This window comes from Paenibacillus thiaminolyticus (genome assembly GCF_007066085.1).
Lineage (GTDB): Bacteria > Bacillota > Bacilli > Paenibacillales > Paenibacillaceae > Paenibacillus_B > Paenibacillus_B thiaminolyticus.
Map to the genome: position 1 here is coordinate 6,033,821 of NZ_CP041405.1, position 14,374 is coordinate 6,048,194.

The 14,374-nt window shown below is 56.6% G+C and carries 15 protein-coding genes; 14 read left to right on the forward strand and 1 reads right to left on the reverse strand.

Features of this window, described 5'->3' with window-relative positions:
- Positions 1-206 precede the first annotated feature (206 nt).
- From def to FLT43_RS29810, 11 genes are all read left to right on the forward strand, one after another.
- Positions 207-689, forward strand: a complete 483-nt coding sequence (gene def, locus FLT43_RS26625) for a peptide deformylase (RefSeq protein WP_087442919.1) — start codon at positions 207-209, stop codon at positions 687-689.
- Positions 686-1,627, forward strand: coding sequence for a methionyl-tRNA formyltransferase (gene fmt, locus FLT43_RS26630; RefSeq protein WP_087442920.1), 942 nt, complete (start codon positions 686-688; stop codon positions 1,625-1,627). The genes def and fmt overlap by 4 nt, the downstream gene beginning before the upstream one ends.
- Entirely contained in the window at positions 1,624-3,045 is a 1,422-nt protein-coding gene (gene rsmB, locus FLT43_RS26635; RefSeq protein WP_255321593.1) for a 16S rRNA (cytosine(967)-C(5))-methyltransferase RsmB, read from the forward strand. Before fmt ends, rsmB begins: the two co-directional genes overlap by 4 nt.
- Positions 3,046-4,378: 1,333 nt before the next feature.
- Positions 4,379-5,431: a dual-specificity RNA methyltransferase RlmN gene (gene rlmN, locus FLT43_RS26640; RefSeq protein WP_218030394.1), complete on the forward strand. Its 1,053-nt coding sequence runs from the start codon at positions 4,379-4,381 to the stop codon at positions 5,429-5,431.
- A gap of 6 nt (positions 5,432-5,437) precedes the next feature.
- Complete coding sequence (locus tag FLT43_RS26645; protein WP_087442923.1) at positions 5,438-6,196, forward strand: Stp1/IreP family PP2C-type Ser/Thr phosphatase; 759 nt, start codon at positions 5,438-5,440, stop codon at positions 6,194-6,196.
- A gap of 4 nt (positions 6,197-6,200) precedes the next feature.
- Positions 6,201-8,333 carry a Stk1 family PASTA domain-containing Ser/Thr kinase gene (gene pknB, locus FLT43_RS26650; RefSeq protein ID WP_087442924.1) on the forward strand — a complete coding sequence of 711 codons (2,133 nt, stop codon included), beginning with the start codon at positions 6,201-6,203 and terminating at the stop codon, positions 8,331-8,333.
- Between the two features lie 135 nt (positions 8,334-8,468).
- Positions 8,469-9,386 carry a ribosome small subunit-dependent GTPase A gene (gene rsgA, locus FLT43_RS26655; RefSeq protein ID WP_087442925.1) on the forward strand — a complete coding sequence of 306 codons (918 nt, stop codon included), beginning with the start codon at positions 8,469-8,471 and terminating at the stop codon, positions 9,384-9,386.
- Between the two features lies 1 nt (position 9,387).
- Positions 9,388-10,071, forward strand: coding sequence for a ribulose-phosphate 3-epimerase (rpe, locus tag FLT43_RS26660; protein WP_087442926.1), 684 nt, complete (start codon positions 9,388-9,390; stop codon positions 10,069-10,071).
- On the forward strand, positions 10,068-10,367 hold the full coding sequence (locus tag FLT43_RS26665; RefSeq protein ID WP_244194222.1) for a hypothetical protein: 300 nt from the start codon (positions 10,068-10,070) through the stop codon (positions 10,365-10,367). The genes rpe and FLT43_RS26665 overlap by 4 nt, the downstream gene beginning before the upstream one ends.
- 145 nt (positions 10,368-10,512) lie before the next feature.
- Positions 10,513-10,593, forward strand: coding sequence for a stage V sporulation protein SpoVM (spoVM, locus tag FLT43_RS26670; protein WP_006675261.1), 81 nt, complete (start codon positions 10,513-10,515; stop codon positions 10,591-10,593).
- Positions 10,594-10,607: 14 nt separating this feature from the next.
- Positions 10,608-10,997 (forward strand): hypothetical protein, encoded by a 390-nt coding sequence (locus tag FLT43_RS29810; RefSeq protein WP_127510945.1) that lies wholly within the window; start codon positions 10,608-10,610, stop codon positions 10,995-10,997.
- Here the strand turns inward: FLT43_RS29810 and rpmB are convergent.
- A complete protein-coding gene (gene rpmB, locus FLT43_RS26680) occupies positions 10,994-11,182 on the reverse strand; it encodes a 50S ribosomal protein L28 (RefSeq protein ID WP_087442928.1) in 189 nt (62 codons plus the stop codon). The genes FLT43_RS29810 and rpmB overlap by 4 nt on opposite strands.
- Before the next feature lie 170 nt (positions 11,183-11,352).
- On the opposite strand from rpmB, the gene FLT43_RS26685 reads away from it, so the two are divergent.
- From FLT43_RS26685 to FLT43_RS26695, 3 genes are read left to right on the forward strand one after another with little or no spacing between them, the layout of a single operon-like run.
- Entirely contained in the window at positions 11,353-11,712 is a 360-nt protein-coding gene (locus FLT43_RS26685; RefSeq protein ID WP_006675264.1) for an Asp23/Gls24 family envelope stress response protein, read from the forward strand.
- A 54-nt stretch (positions 11,713-11,766) separates the two neighbouring features.
- A complete protein-coding gene (locus FLT43_RS26690) occupies positions 11,767-13,473 on the forward strand; it encodes a DAK2 domain-containing protein (RefSeq protein WP_087442929.1) in 1,707 nt (568 codons plus the stop codon).
- Positions 13,474-13,489: 16 nt separating this feature from the next.
- Positions 13,490-14,356: a DegV family protein gene (locus FLT43_RS26695; protein ID WP_087442930.1), complete on the forward strand. Its 867-nt coding sequence runs from the start codon at positions 13,490-13,492 to the stop codon at positions 14,354-14,356.
- Positions 14,357-14,374 lie beyond the last annotated feature (18 nt).

Sequence of the window (14,374 nt, forward strand, 5' to 3'; positions counted from 1 at the left end):
CGCTGGTACTGTCTACGTGCATGCAGCCGGTGTGAGAGGGCGTTGAACGGATTTTCGCAGAGGATGAAATCATATATAATGCGAGCTGCAGGCTACTGTTAGAATAGGCCTGTCCGCTGCATAGCGAACGTTGGATTCAGAACGTGAAGCATAGCTTCCTTTTTGACAGAACGATTGATTAAGACAAATAAAGGATGGTGTGCCCTATGGCATTGCGAATAATCGTACATGAACCGGATCCGGTTCTTCATCAGATAGCAAAGGAGGTCACGAAGCTGACCCCGAATATTCACAAGCTGCTGAATGATATGGCGGACACGATGTACCACGCCGAGGGCGTCGGCCTGGCCGCGCCTCAGATCGGGATTCTGAAGCGAGTGATCGTTGTCGATGTCGGAGACGAGCACGGTTTGATCGAGATGATTAACCCTGTCATTCTCAAGGCGGAAGGGGAACAACTTGGCCCGGAGGGCTGCCTCAGCATTCCAGGGCTGAACGGCGATGTGCGCCGTCACCAGCATATTACGGTGCAGGGGCTTGACCGCCACGGCAATACGTTCACGGTGGAAGCGTCGGATTTCCTGGCCCGCGCCTTCCAGCATGAGATTGACCATTTGAACGGCATTCTGTTCACCGAGATTGCGGAGAAAGTGTATGAAGTTCCGCGTGAAGGCAGGAAGGCGGAATGACGAAGATCGTATTTATGGGGACGCCGGAGTTTGCCGTCGCTTCCCTCCGCACGCTGATCCAGGAAGGGTACGAGATCGCGGCTGTCGTGACGCAGCCGGATCGTCCCGTCGGCCGCAAGCGGGTGCTGATGCCGACGCCAGTGAAGGCGGAAGCGCTGCAGCACGGATTGACGGTGTGGCAGCCAGAGAAGCTTCGCACCTCGGATACGGTGGACGATATCCGCGCCCTGCAGCCCGATCTGATCGTGACGGCGGCGTATGGCCAGATCTTGCCGAAGGCGGTGCTCGATATTCCACGGCTCGGCTGTATTAACGTACATGGCTCGCTGCTGCCCAAATACCGGGGCGGCGCGCCGATCCAGCGTTCGATAATGAACGGAGAGACGGTGACGGGCGTCACCATTATGTATATGGCGGAAGGCATGGATACCGGCGACATGATCAGCCGGGTCGAAGTGCCGATCGGCGCGGACGACAATGCGGGCACGATGTTCGCGAAGCTGAGCGAAGCCGGAGCGGATCTGCTCCGGCGAACGCTGCCGGACATTATTGCCGGCCGGGTCGAAGCGGTGCCGCAGCCTCATGACGAGGCGACCTACGCGCCGAATCTGAAGCGTGAGGACGAGCGAATTGATTGGACGCGCTCCGCGGAGCAGATCGCCAACCAGGTGCGGGGCCTCGTTCCATTTTCCGGAGCCTTCACCACTTGGAGCGGTGAAGTATTCAAAGTGTGGGCGTGCCGGCCGGAGCCTGCGGCCGCGGGAGAAGCCGCGGCTGCCCCAGGCACCGTCCTGACGGCCGGAACGGATGGCCTTCGCATCCAGACCGGACAAGGGATCCTCTCCTTGCTTGAAGTGCAGCCAGCAGGCAAGAAGGCCATGCCGGCCTCTGAGTTCCTTCGCGGCGGCAAAATGGAGCAAGGGACGGTGCTGTCGTGAACGGAGGAGAACGACGACCGCCACGCAGACGATTGACAGCGCGTGATGTCGCGCTGGAGGTGCTCGTCCGGGTGGAGAAGGAAGGCTCCTACAGCAATCTGGAATTGAACCGGGCGCTGAAGGAAGCGCAGCTGGAACGGGCGGACGCCGGGCTGGCGACGGAGCTGGTGTATGGCACGATTCAGCGGCTCAACACGATTGACGGCGTGCTGGCGCACAAGGTGCAGCGCGGCCTGTCGAAGCTGAAGCCCTGGGTCCGCAATCTGCTCCGGATGACCGCATACCAGCTCCGCTACCTTGACCGCGTCCCGCCGCATGCGGCGGTGAACGAAGCGGTGGCGATCGCGAAGCGGCGCGGGCAGCAGGCGATGGGCGGCTTCGTGAACGGCGTTCTGCGCGCCATCATGCGCGAACCGGAGCTGTGGACCGCTCCGCCGGCCGACAGCGCCGTGAGCCGCATCGCCTGGGAGCATTCGCATCCGGAGTGGCTCGTCGCCCGCTGGATCGCGGCCTATGGCGAAGCCGAGACGGCCGCCATGTGCGCGGCGAACAACCGGCCGCCCCATGGCAGCGCGCGGGTGAACCGGCTGCGCGGCACGCGGGAGGCGCTGCTGGCCGAGATGCGCGCGGACGGCTACCGGGCCGAAGCGTCCGCGCTCTCGCCGGACGGCATCACAGCCGCCGGCGCCGGCAACCTGGCGCACAGCGCCTGGTATCGCGACGGCCGCCTATCGGTACAGGACGAGAGCTCGATGCTCGTCGTCGAGGCGCTGCGGCCGGAACCGGGCATGCGCGTCCTCGACTGCTGCGCTGCCCCAGGCGGCAAATCGACCCATATCGCCGAACGAATGGACGATATGGGCGAAGTCACGGCGAACGACGTCCACGCCCACAAGGTGGCGCTTATCGAGGAGCAAGCCGCCCGGCTTGGGTTGACGTCGCTGCGCGTAATGAATGTTGATGCGGCGGAGTTGGGACAAGCCCTGCCGCCCGCATCGTTCGACGCCGTGCTGCTGGACGCGCCGTGCACCGGCTTCGGCGTCATTCGCCGCAAGCCGGACATTAAGTGGGCGAAGCGCGAGGAAGATGTCGCTGCGATTGCCGCGATTCAGGAGCGGCTGCTGACGGAAGCGGCGCGGATGGTGCGCCCTGGCGGCCGCCTCGTCTATTCGACTTGTACGGTGGAGCCGGAGGAGAACGGGGACGCCGTCCGCCGCTTCCTGGAACGGACGCCGGGCTGGGGGCTGGATGCATCGTGGACGGGTGCCCTGCCGCAGGAGGCGCTGGACGCAGCGCTGCGGAGGAGCCCAGACGGCATGCTGCAGGTGCTGCCGCAGGATGCCGGATCCGACGGCTTCTTCATTGCCTGTCTGCAGCGCACGGACCGGCCGGGAGAGCCGGATGCTGGACGGAACTAACGCAATAGGACAGGCATATAGCCGCATCGACCATACGGTTGTCCCGTTTGGATGATGCGGCTATTGTTAATGTTGCAGAAAGAAGGTATTCAATCAGCTACAATCATGTACTTTTCTGCGAATGTGTCTGGAGATTGTACTTCTTAAGTGTTGAATCCCTTTCATTGCTATTCAACTCAATAAGTTCGAGCGATATCCCCCAAGCGTTCCATTAGCTCATTCTCCCAATGAGTGATAAAGAGGTTGTACTCTGGTTCCTTTTATGCACTCTCCTATCCGGTCAGGAAAAGAGCACGCGCATAGGTTTCTTTTATGCAATATCCCATGCGGTCAGGAAAGAGCTCGGGCATAGGCTTCTTTTATGCAATATCCCATGCGGTCAGGAAAGGGACGTGCGTAGGTTCCATTTATGCATTCTCCCATGCGGTCAGGAAAGGGACATGCGTAGGTTCCTTTTGTGCACTCTCCCATCTGGTCAGGAACTTTCGCAAGTTTTTATACAGTCTGTTCTAGTGTCAGGACAGGACTTATTTTGAGAACTATTAGTAATCAATTCATCAATTTCTCGGAAACGGGCTGTTGGGCTTTTTAAATGTATGCTGCTCTTCAATCGAAATGGGCAATGGGTGAATCGGGGCGAGTCAGAAAACTGAGCAGTTGGGAGAATGGTCAAAAGGGCCGCTGAACAGCTACCTGACCAGTGGGGAGAACGAGCAAATGAGCCGTCGAAGAGAAACTGAGCAGTTGGGAGAATGGTCAAAAGGGCCGCTGAACAGCTACCTGACCAGTGGGGAGAACGAGCAAATGAGCCGTCGAAGAGAAACTGAGCGGATGGGAGAATGGTCAAAAGGGCCGCGGAACAGATACCTGAGCAGCAGGAGACGAGCAAAAGAGCCGTCGAAGAGAAAGCTGAGCAGTTGGGAGAATGGTCAAAAGAGCCGCTAAACAGATATCCGAGCAATCCGTAGAACGATTAAAGGTATCGCCAAGGACAAGCCTCAGCAGGGAGGAGAATTCCCTGCAAGGATTTTCAGGAGTTACATCTGAGCGGCAAGTTTTTTCGACATTTTGGGGTGGACATGCGCATATATGTGGGCAGGTTGGTTATATACTCGAAATGAGGCTGTTGATGGTTGTGCTGACTGCGGGACTTTACGGTTCGGGGGGCTTTGGAGGCAAGGGGCATGCCGAAGGCCGGGAGGACGGGGCGCTTGCGGAGCCGGCGAGCCTAGGACCGAGGATGTGAATTTGACTTGGCTTTTGGCAAAGGCGCCATTTGTGGTAAAATAGATCGACTACATGACAAGTGATGAAGCGAAAGGTTGAACAGTACATGAAACCATTTATATACGACTATACGTTCGAGCAGCTCCAGCAATGGCTGAAGGAGCAAGGGGAGCCTGCTTTTCGGGCCGGGCAAATATTTAATTGGCTCTATGTGAAGCGGGTAACCAGCTTCGAGGAGATGACGAATTTGTCCAAGGGACTTCGCGGCAAGCTGGATGAGAGCTTCGAGTTCGTGAACTTGAAGGTGATTACGAATTTGAAGTCCGAGGACGGCACCGTCAAATTTTTGTTCGGGCTGCATGACGACCATGCGATCGAGACAGTGATCATGAGGCATAGTTACGGGAACAGCATCTGTGTCACGACTCAGGTCGGCTGCCGCGTCGGCTGCACGTTCTGCGCCTCGACGCTGGGCGGGCTGAAGCGCAATCTGACGGCGGGAGAGATCGTCGCTCAGGTCATCACGGCGCAGAAGATGCTCGACGAGACGAACGAGCGCATCAGCAGTATTGTCATTATGGGGACTGGAGAGCCGTTCGAGAATTATGACGCGACGATGGCTTTCCTGCGTACAATGATTCATGAGAGAGGGCTGAACATCGGGCAGCGTCATATTACTGTGTCGACGAGTGGCATTGTGCCGAGCATCTATCGGTTCACGGATGAGAACACGCAGATTAATCTGGCGATCTCGATCCATGCGCCGAACGATGCGCTGCGCTCGAAGCTGATGCCGGTCAACCGCCGCTATCCATTCATTGAGGTGATGGAGGCGCTGAAGCATTATCAGGTGAAGACCGGGCGCAGAATTACGTTCGAGTACGCCCTAATCGGGGGCGTGAACGACAAGGTGGAGCATGCGGAGGAGCTGGCGGATGTGCTGAAGCGGATGGAGATGCTGGCCCACGTCAATCTGATTCCGGTCAACTATGTGCCGGAGCGCAATTATATCCGCACTCCGCGCAACGATATTTTCAAGTTCCATCGCACGCTGCTGGATCGGGGCATCAACTCGACCATCCGGCGGGAGCAGGGGCATGACATTGCCGCCGCTTGCGGCCAGCTGCGTGCTAAGCATTTGGAGTCCAATGCGAGGTGAGGATAAATGAAAGCTGTGCATCGTTCCGATGTTGGACGCGTGCGCGCAGTCAATGAAGATCGGGCCTATGTGTCCGAGCTGGCGAACGGCTATGATATCGCTGTCGTCGCGGACGGCATGGGCGGTCATCAAGCAGGCGATATCGCGAGCCGCCTGGCGGTAGAGACTGTAGTCTCCGAGCTAGCGGCCCTGCCGCAGCAGCTGGAGGACCAGCAGTTGGCGGGAGCGTTGGAAGACGCGATTTTGCGTGCCAATCACACGATATTCCATATTGCATCCCAGGACGAGAAGTACCACCACATGGGAACGACCATTGTGGCGGTGCTGTTTCCGTCTGGGCATACGAGCGGATACATAGGCCATATCGGCGACAGCCGAGCCTATCGAATCGGCCGGCGGGGGATCGTTCAGCTGACGGAGGACCATACGCTCGTCAATGAACTGGTCAAAAGCGGCCAGATTGGCCCGGAGGAGGCGGAGCGCCATCCGCGGCGCAACGTACTGGTGCGGGCGCTCGGCACGGATGAGCAGGTAAAGGTGGATATTATCCCGGTGGAGTACGGCGAAGACGATACGCTGCTGCTGTGCAGCGACGGCTTGACCAGCATGGTGGATGAGGACCATATCTGGAGCACGGTCATCGACCCGTCGCTCCCGTTGTCGGCGCGGGCAGACCGGCTGCTTAGCCAGGCGCTGGAGGCCGGCGGAGACGACAACGTTACGGTCGTGCTGCTGGAGCATCCTGATGCCGGGAAGGAGGAGTGAGTACGTGATAGGAACAACACTTGCCGGAAGGTATGAGATTACCGCCCGAATCGGCGGGGGCGGAATGGCTCTCGTCTATAAGGCATTGGATAATCTGTTGAACCGTTATGTCGCGGTCAAAGTGCTGCGCCAGCAGTTCGTGCATGACGAGGAGTTTATCCAGCGCTTTCGGCGAGAGGCCCAGTCTGCCGCTTCGCTGAGCCACCCGAACGTGGTCAGCATTTACGATGTCGGCCAAGAGGACGACACGCATTATATTGTGATGGAGTATGTGGAAGGGCATAATCTGAACGAGATTATACAGCAGCGTGCTCCGCTGCAGGTTGAGGAAGCGGTGCGGATCGCGTCTCAAATATGCGATGCGCTCGACCATGCCCATCAGAATCGGATTATTCATAGAGATATTAAGCCTCATAATATACTGATCGGCCGCAACGGCCGGGTAAAAGTAACGGACTTCGGCATCGCGCGGGCCGTTACGTCATCGACCATTACCCAGACGGGATCGGTCGTTGGCTCGGTGCATTATTTTTCGCCGGAGCATGCGAAAGGAATCTCGGCGGGAGAAAAGTCCGATCTGTATTCTCTCGGCATCGTGCTCTACCAGATGCTGACCGGCAGACTGCCGTTTTTGGGCGAGAGCCCGATCAGTGTCGCGCTCAAGCATTTGCAGGAGCCGTTCGAGGAACCGCGCAAGGTCAATCCGCATATTCCGCAAAGCGTGGAAAATATTATTTTGAAGTCAATGCGTAAAAATCCGGCTGAGCGGTACCAGTCCGCAGCGGAAATGCTGCGCGATCTGGAAACCAGCCTGTCTCCGGATCGGGCGCATGAAGCGAAGGTGATGTTCGCCCAGCGCAAAGTGTACGAGGACCCGGAAGAAACCCGCGTCATGCCAGCCATTCGGGCTCAGGAGCGGGAGGAGCGGCAGCCTTCGGACACGTATCCCGGAGTGGCGCCCGCACCCGCAGCCGCCGCAGTGGCGGCCGGCAGGGAACCGGCCAAGCCGGCGCAGAAGGGATGGGTGAAGCCGACAGTCTGGATCGGGGCCACTCTGTTGTTCCTCGGCATCCTGATTGGCGTCGTCTTTTATGTGAAAAGTCTGCTTGTCGTCAAGGATGTCGTCATGCCGAACGTCATCAAAATGACGGAGCAGGAGGCGCTGAATAAGTTGGCCGCGCTAAAAATCGAGGTCGAAGACCCGATTGTGCGCGAACCGAAGGAAGGCTTCGAGAAGGGCGTCGTCTTCGAACAGAGCAAGCCGGAGGGCACGAGAGTGAAGGAAGGTTCGAGCGTCCGGCTGTATGTGAGCGAGGGGACGCCGTATATTCAGATGGATGACTATACCGGCAAGCCTTCGGAACTTGTCATTCAGCAGCTGATCGAAATCGGCTTCGACAGCTCCCGTATCACGAAGGAGCCCGTCTTCGACGATGAAGCCGAGCCGGGAACGGTGGTTGGCACGACTCCGGCTGCCGGGGAGAAGGTTGATCCCCGCAATGCTTCGGTGAAGCTGCTGGTCAGCAAAGGCAAGGAAACGTTCGGCATGCCGAATCTCGTCGGGGCGACGAAGGAGGAAGCGATCGCCAAGATTGAAGCGAGCGGGCTGAAGCTGGCCAAGGACGGCATTATCGAGGAGCCGAGTTACGAGCAGCCGGCCGGCCGCGTATTCAAGCAGCAGCCGTTCGAGCCGAACGATCCGGTCTCCAAGGGCTCGGAGGTCCGTATTTATGTCAGCTCGGGCTACCCGCCGGAGGCGCTTCGCTATACGTTCCCGCTGCCTGTGGCTCCCGAGGAGAACGGCAAGACAAGCACGATCCGCATCGTCTATACGGACGCAACCGGAGAGAATAAAGAATGGGGTACGCAGAAAATAACATCAAGTCAAATCTTCTACGTAGAGCTCGTGCTCGCTCCGAACAAAGATGGGGTCGTACTATTGTATCGGGACGGTCAATTCCTGGATACGTATACGGTGAGCTATACCGATGCCAAGCAGGGCACGGTGCAGATACCGCCGGTCATAGACGACCCCTCGGCCAGGCAAGGGCAAGAAGTTGAAGGAGAAATTCAAGGACAAAGCGAAGGAGAAGGGGAAGGGCAAGAAGAAGGGGGAGGAATAAACCCGGACGAGTAATTATCTGTAAGCCTTCTTCCAAGACAAGATTGCCCGCCCTTCCATCACGCGTCTCCGATGGCGATGTGCCGATGGAGGGGCCTCTATAACTTCGAAATTACATGGAGGGAATCGATATGTTCATGGTAGATAAGCATGCCTAAAGGCCTTATCGTCAAGGCGTTGAGCGGATATTATTACGTGGAGGAAGAGGGGAAGCGCGGCGGAAAGACGGTGCAGTGCCGGGCGCGCGGCATTTTCAAGAAGAAGGGCGTGTCCCCGCTGGTCGGCGACCGCGTTGTCTACTCCTTCACCGAGAACGGAGAAGGCGTGGTGGACGAGATCGAGCCGCGGGAGAGCGAGCTGATCCGGCCTCCGATCGCCAATGTATCGCTGGCGGCGCTCGTGTTCTCGGTAACGGAGCCGGAGCTGAACATGCAGCTGCTGGACAAGTTCCTCGTCCATATCGAGCATGCAGAGGTGGAGGCAGTCATTCTGCTGACGAAGTGGGATCTGCTCGATCGGCTTCCGGAGGAGGCGGCGGCCCGTATGGCCCGGCGGATGGAAGAGTTAATCGCCCTGTACCGGCGCATCGGATACGAAGTTATCGCCACGAGCGCCAAGGGCGGATTCGGCTATCAAGGCGTGGCAGACCGGTTAGCTGATCAGATCAGCGTATTCGCCGGCCAGTCCGGCGTCGGCAAGTCCTCTCTCTTGAACGCGATGCTCCCTGGGGTGTCATTGGAGACGAACCAGATTAGCCAGCGGCTGGGCCGGGGCAAGCATACGACGCGCCACGTCGAGCTATTGCCGCTCCCGCAGGGCGGATATATCGCCGATACGCCCGGATTCAGCCAGCTTGATTTCCTTGAGCTTGGGGTGGAGCAGCTCGGCTGGTGCTTCCGTGAATTCCGAAGCTATGCGAGCGATTGCAAGTTCAGGGGCTGCACTCATATTCACGAACCGGGCTGCCGGGTGAAGGAGGCGGTTCAGGAAGGCCTGATCGCTGATTCGCGCTATGAACATTACCTGTTATTTTTCGACGAAATGAAAGACAAACGACGGAGGTACTGACATGACAGCACTGCAAACGATTCGTATCGCCCCTTCTATCTTATCGGCCGACTTCGCCAAGCTGGGCGAAGAGGTTCGGAATGTGGAGCAGGGAGGCGCCGACTGGATTCATGTGGACGCGATGGACGGCCGCTTCGTGCCGAACCTGACGCTTGGACCGAACATTGTACAAGCGATCCGCCCGCATACGGCGCTGCCGCTGGACGTGCATTTGATGATTGTCGAGCCGGAGAAGTATATTGATGCATTCGCCGCCGCCGGTGCCGATATCATTACGGTGCACGCAGAAGCATGCCCTCATCTCCATCGGGCCGTCCATCAGATTAAGGAGGCCGGCGCCCGGGCGGGCGTGGCGATTAATCCGGGAACGTCACTGACGGCGATCGAAGAGGTGCTGGCAGAGCTTGATCTGGTCCTTATCATGACGGTGAATCCGGGATTCGGCGGACAGAAGTTCATCGCTTCGATGACGGACAAAATCCGCCGTCTTCGCCAACGGCTGAACGAGCTCGGACGGGCAGAGACTCACATCGAAGTTGACGGCGGGATTACGGTCGAGACGGCCCCAATGGTCGCTTCGGCAGGTGCGGATGTGCTCGTGGCCGGCAGTGCGGTCTACGGAGCGCCAAGCCGGGAAGCGGCCATTCAGTCTATCCGTGAATCCGCGGAGCGAGCGCGGCAATGACGGAAGCGGAAGGGCCGGAGAAGGGGAGAGTGCCTATGTGGAGAACGGCGCTGACGCTAGCATCGTACAGCTTTGTTTGCGGCACGCTGGTCGGATTTTACGCTTTTTTGAATTTCCCGTTAAATATCATTTGCTCGCTCGGCGCGCTTTTGCTTGGAATTCGCTTTTTCAAGCGGAATCCGACAAAGGGGATGCGCATCGGCTTGATTTTGTTGTCGATTTTGTTCTATTTTGTCTTTGTCTTCATGATGTCCGTATATTTATACATGCAGCAGATGCCGGCACCTGCCGCGTAAATGGGCGCGAATCAGGCTTGTCGCCCGTGCATAGATGAATGGCCTGCGGCATATGATGGTTACATGAGCACAGATCTCTCATGTAACCTTTTTTATGTTGCAAGAGACTAGCGGGGTAGGATGAGAATGACGAGGAGGGTGGAACATGAAGTTTTATACGTTTAAGCTGCCGAAGTTTTTGGGAGGTTTCGTCAAGGCGATTTTAAATACGTTTCAAAAAAGCTGACGTTCCAGGCGGCATTGAAGCTGAGTCGGTATCCATCCATCCGATCCGTGAGCGCATGTGCGAGCGGGGCAACATACAGTAACGGTGATGAGCTCCGGACGGCTGTCCGGCAAGCATGGGACAGCGGCCCAGCCGCACTTGGATGGGGATGCCCGTTCGGTGGAGGATTGCCGAGATGCCATCCGCCGCACACCATGCCGGACAAGAACCATCATTACCAGTCGCCGGCGGTGCCGCGCTGGAATGACAGCGCCGGGGCTGCGATTCCCTCCAAAACAAGCCAAGCCGTTGAGATACAAGCCTGTCCGAAGTTGTCGAGACGAAAGATCGCGAATGAATTTGGCGATCAAAAAAAGCACCTGATTGCGCTTCAGGTGCTCTTTCTATATGGAGGCCGGGATTAGACGCGAGTCACTTTACCTGCCTTCAATGCACGCGTGCTCACGTATACGCGTTTTGGTTTGCCGTCAACCAAGATGCGAACCTTTTGTACGTTTACACCCCAAGAGCGGCGAGATTTGTTGTTCGCGTGCGATCTGTGATTACCCGAGCCTGGTTTTTTCCCCGTTACATAACATTTGCGAGCCATGCCTTACACCTCCTTATCCCAAAGCACCCTTCATACGTTAAATACCTAAATATGATATCATATTTTAAAATCTGTAGTCAACCGAATCAAAAACTTTGTTTATTTCTCTTTTCTATTATAGTACAATGTTGATTAGTCCATAATACTCAAAAAAAGGAGTGGAGTGAACCATGGCCATCCAACTCGATATGGAATTCGGCAAGGTGAACATTTCGGAAGAAGTCGTGGCGGTGATCGCCGGTTCTGCGGCTATGGAATGTTATGGACTCGTTGGAATGGCATCACGCAAGCAATTGAAGGACGGTATTGCAGAGTTGCTCGGACGGGGCAATTTGTCGCGTGGTGTCGAAGTGCGCCAACAATCCGATAGTCTACATATCGATTTATATATTATTGTGAGTTACGGAACCAAAATCTCCGAGGTGGCGCACAACATCCAAGCCAAGGTGAAGTATGTACTTGAACATGACATCGGTCTCGCAGTGGACCAAGTGAACATCTTTGTACAGGACGTACGCGTACTAAGCTAGGAAGGGGAATATTCGTTGAACAAGCGTTCTTTAAATGGAGCACAATTTGCCAGTATGGTTCTGGGCGGGGCCGATTCGCTCAATCGCCATGCCGAACACGTCAATACATTGAACGTTTTTCCAGTCCCGGATGGAGATACGGGGACGAACATGAATTTGACGATGACAGCGGGCATTACCGAAATGAAAGCGAAGCCGTCCACGTCTATCGCCAAAACGGCGGAGGTGTTGTCCAAAGGGCTGCTTATGGGCGCCCGGGGGAACTCGGGAGTAATTCTGTCCCAATTGTTCCGGGGATTTAGCCGGGCCGTAGCGGGCCTTGACGAAGTGAACGCATTCCAATTCGCCCATGCGCTGCAAGGCGGCGTGGACACTGCTTATAAAGCTGTGGTCAAGCCTGTGGAAGGCACGATACTGACGGTCGCGAGAGAAACGGCCAAGCATGCCGTCCATATTGCGCGCCGGACGCCGGACTTGGTCGAGTTCATGCGGGAAGTGACGAACAAGGCCAAGGAAGCGCTGGCCAAGACGCCGGATATGCTGCCCGTGCTGAAGCAAGTCGGGGTCGTCGACTCCGGCGGACAAGGCTTGGTCTATATTTATGAAGGATTTCTGGCTGTGCTGGAAGCAGGGGCGGAAGGAACCGTTGAAAGTCCCGCCCAAGCCGTCATATCGGTTCCGGTCGAGAAGACGACCGCGGCGCCAAAGCCTGCACAAGCCAAGCTGCATACGGAAGACATCGAATTTTTATATGATATGGAATTCTTTATCGATCGTGCCCGCAATCGCGCTGCAGCTGTGCCGTTTCATGAAGATATATTCAGGAAAGCGCTCGCAAAAAATGGGGATTCCATTATCGTCATCGCAGACGACGATATTATCAAAGTCCATGTTCATTCCCGTAAGCCGGGCGAAGTGCTTGATCTGGCGATGCAGTACGGGGAATTGATCCGGATTCATATTTTGAACATGCGCGAGCAGCATCGCGATATTTTGCAAGGGGAGCATGGGGAAGTGTCCGCGATGCCGGAGCTGTTCGCGGAGATGCCGCTTGCGGATATCGTCACGGAGAGCGTTCCGGTTGAACCGCCTGCGGATGAGATCGCTCAATACGGCTTCATCGCCGTGGCGATGGGACAGGGCATCCACGACATCTTCACCAGCCTCGGGGTGGATATCGTTCTGTCCGGCGGTCAGACGATGAATCCGAGCACGCAGGATTTCATCGATGCTATCGGTAAGATAACGGCGCAGCACATCTTCATCCTGCCGAACAATTCGAATATTGTGATGGCGGCGAAGCAGGCAGCCGAATTCGTGGACCGTGAAGTGACGGTCATCGAGACGAAGACGATCCCGCAAGGCATTGCGGCGGCCTTCGCCTTCCAGGAGGACGAGGACCTGGAGGTGAATCGGACCGCGATGCAGGATGCGGTCAGCCATATTGTGTCCGGACAAGTTACTTATGCCGTGCGCGATACGACGCTGGACGGGCTAGATATTAAGGCAGGCCACTATATGGGCATCGCCAACGGCAAGATTGTCGTAACGACCGACTCGATGAGAGACACGCTGCAGCAATTGCTCACGCAGATGCTGGAGGACGGCGGCGAGGTGATTACGCTGCTTACAGGCGAAGAGGCGAAGGCGGACGATACGGAAGCGCTAATCGAATGGTTAAGCGAGCATTATCCGGATGCGGAAGTGGAAGTCCATCAGGGCGGTCAGCCTATTTATGCATATCTTATCTCAGTTGAGTAGCGAAGGAGGGATGTGAATGGCATCTATCCGTATCGTCACGGATAGCACAGCGGATATTCCACAGGAATTACGCGAACGCTATCGCATTGAGATGATTCCGCTCAAGGTGCATTTCGGGAACGATATGTACCAGGATGCGGTTACGATCAGTGCAGAGCGGTTCTATCAATTGCTTGTTGAAGCGAAGCGGCTGCCTACAACGTCCCAGCCTTCTCCGATCGAGTTCCTGGAGGTGTTCAAGCGGTTGAATGCCGAGCCGGACACGCAGATCATTTCGATTCATCTGTCGGCCTCATTCAGCGGAACGTATCAATCCGCCGTGCTCGCGAAGAACATGATGGAAGAAGAGTCCGATATTACGATTGTCGATTCGAAGTCGGCATCCTACGGATTCGGGCTCATCGTGGTGGAAGCCGCCAAGATGGCGGAGGCAGGCCGTACGAAAGAAGAAATTTTGGCCATGATTGAACGTTATCAACGGGAACGCAAGCTTTTCTTTTTGGTTGATACATTGGAATATTTGCAAAAGGGCGGCCGCATCGGCAAAGCAGCGGCATTATTCGGCACACTGCTCAATATTAAACCGATTCTCTCTATCGATGATGAGGGAGAAGTGTATGCGGTGGAAAAGGTGCGGGGTCATAAGAAAGCGGTGGCCCGCATCCTGGAGATGCTGAAGCAGCAATTCGAGGGAAGACCGGTGCATACGGTCATGGGATATACGAGCAATCCGTCGGCAGCGGATGAATTGGCGGCAGCGATTCAGAATACATTGGACGTTCGATCCATGGACTACACGATCGTGGGCTCGGTCATCGGCACCCATGTCGGGACTGGCGTCGCCGCGGTCTTCATGTGGCCTGCGGACGAAGCATCGTCCTGACAGGATACGGACGTTACC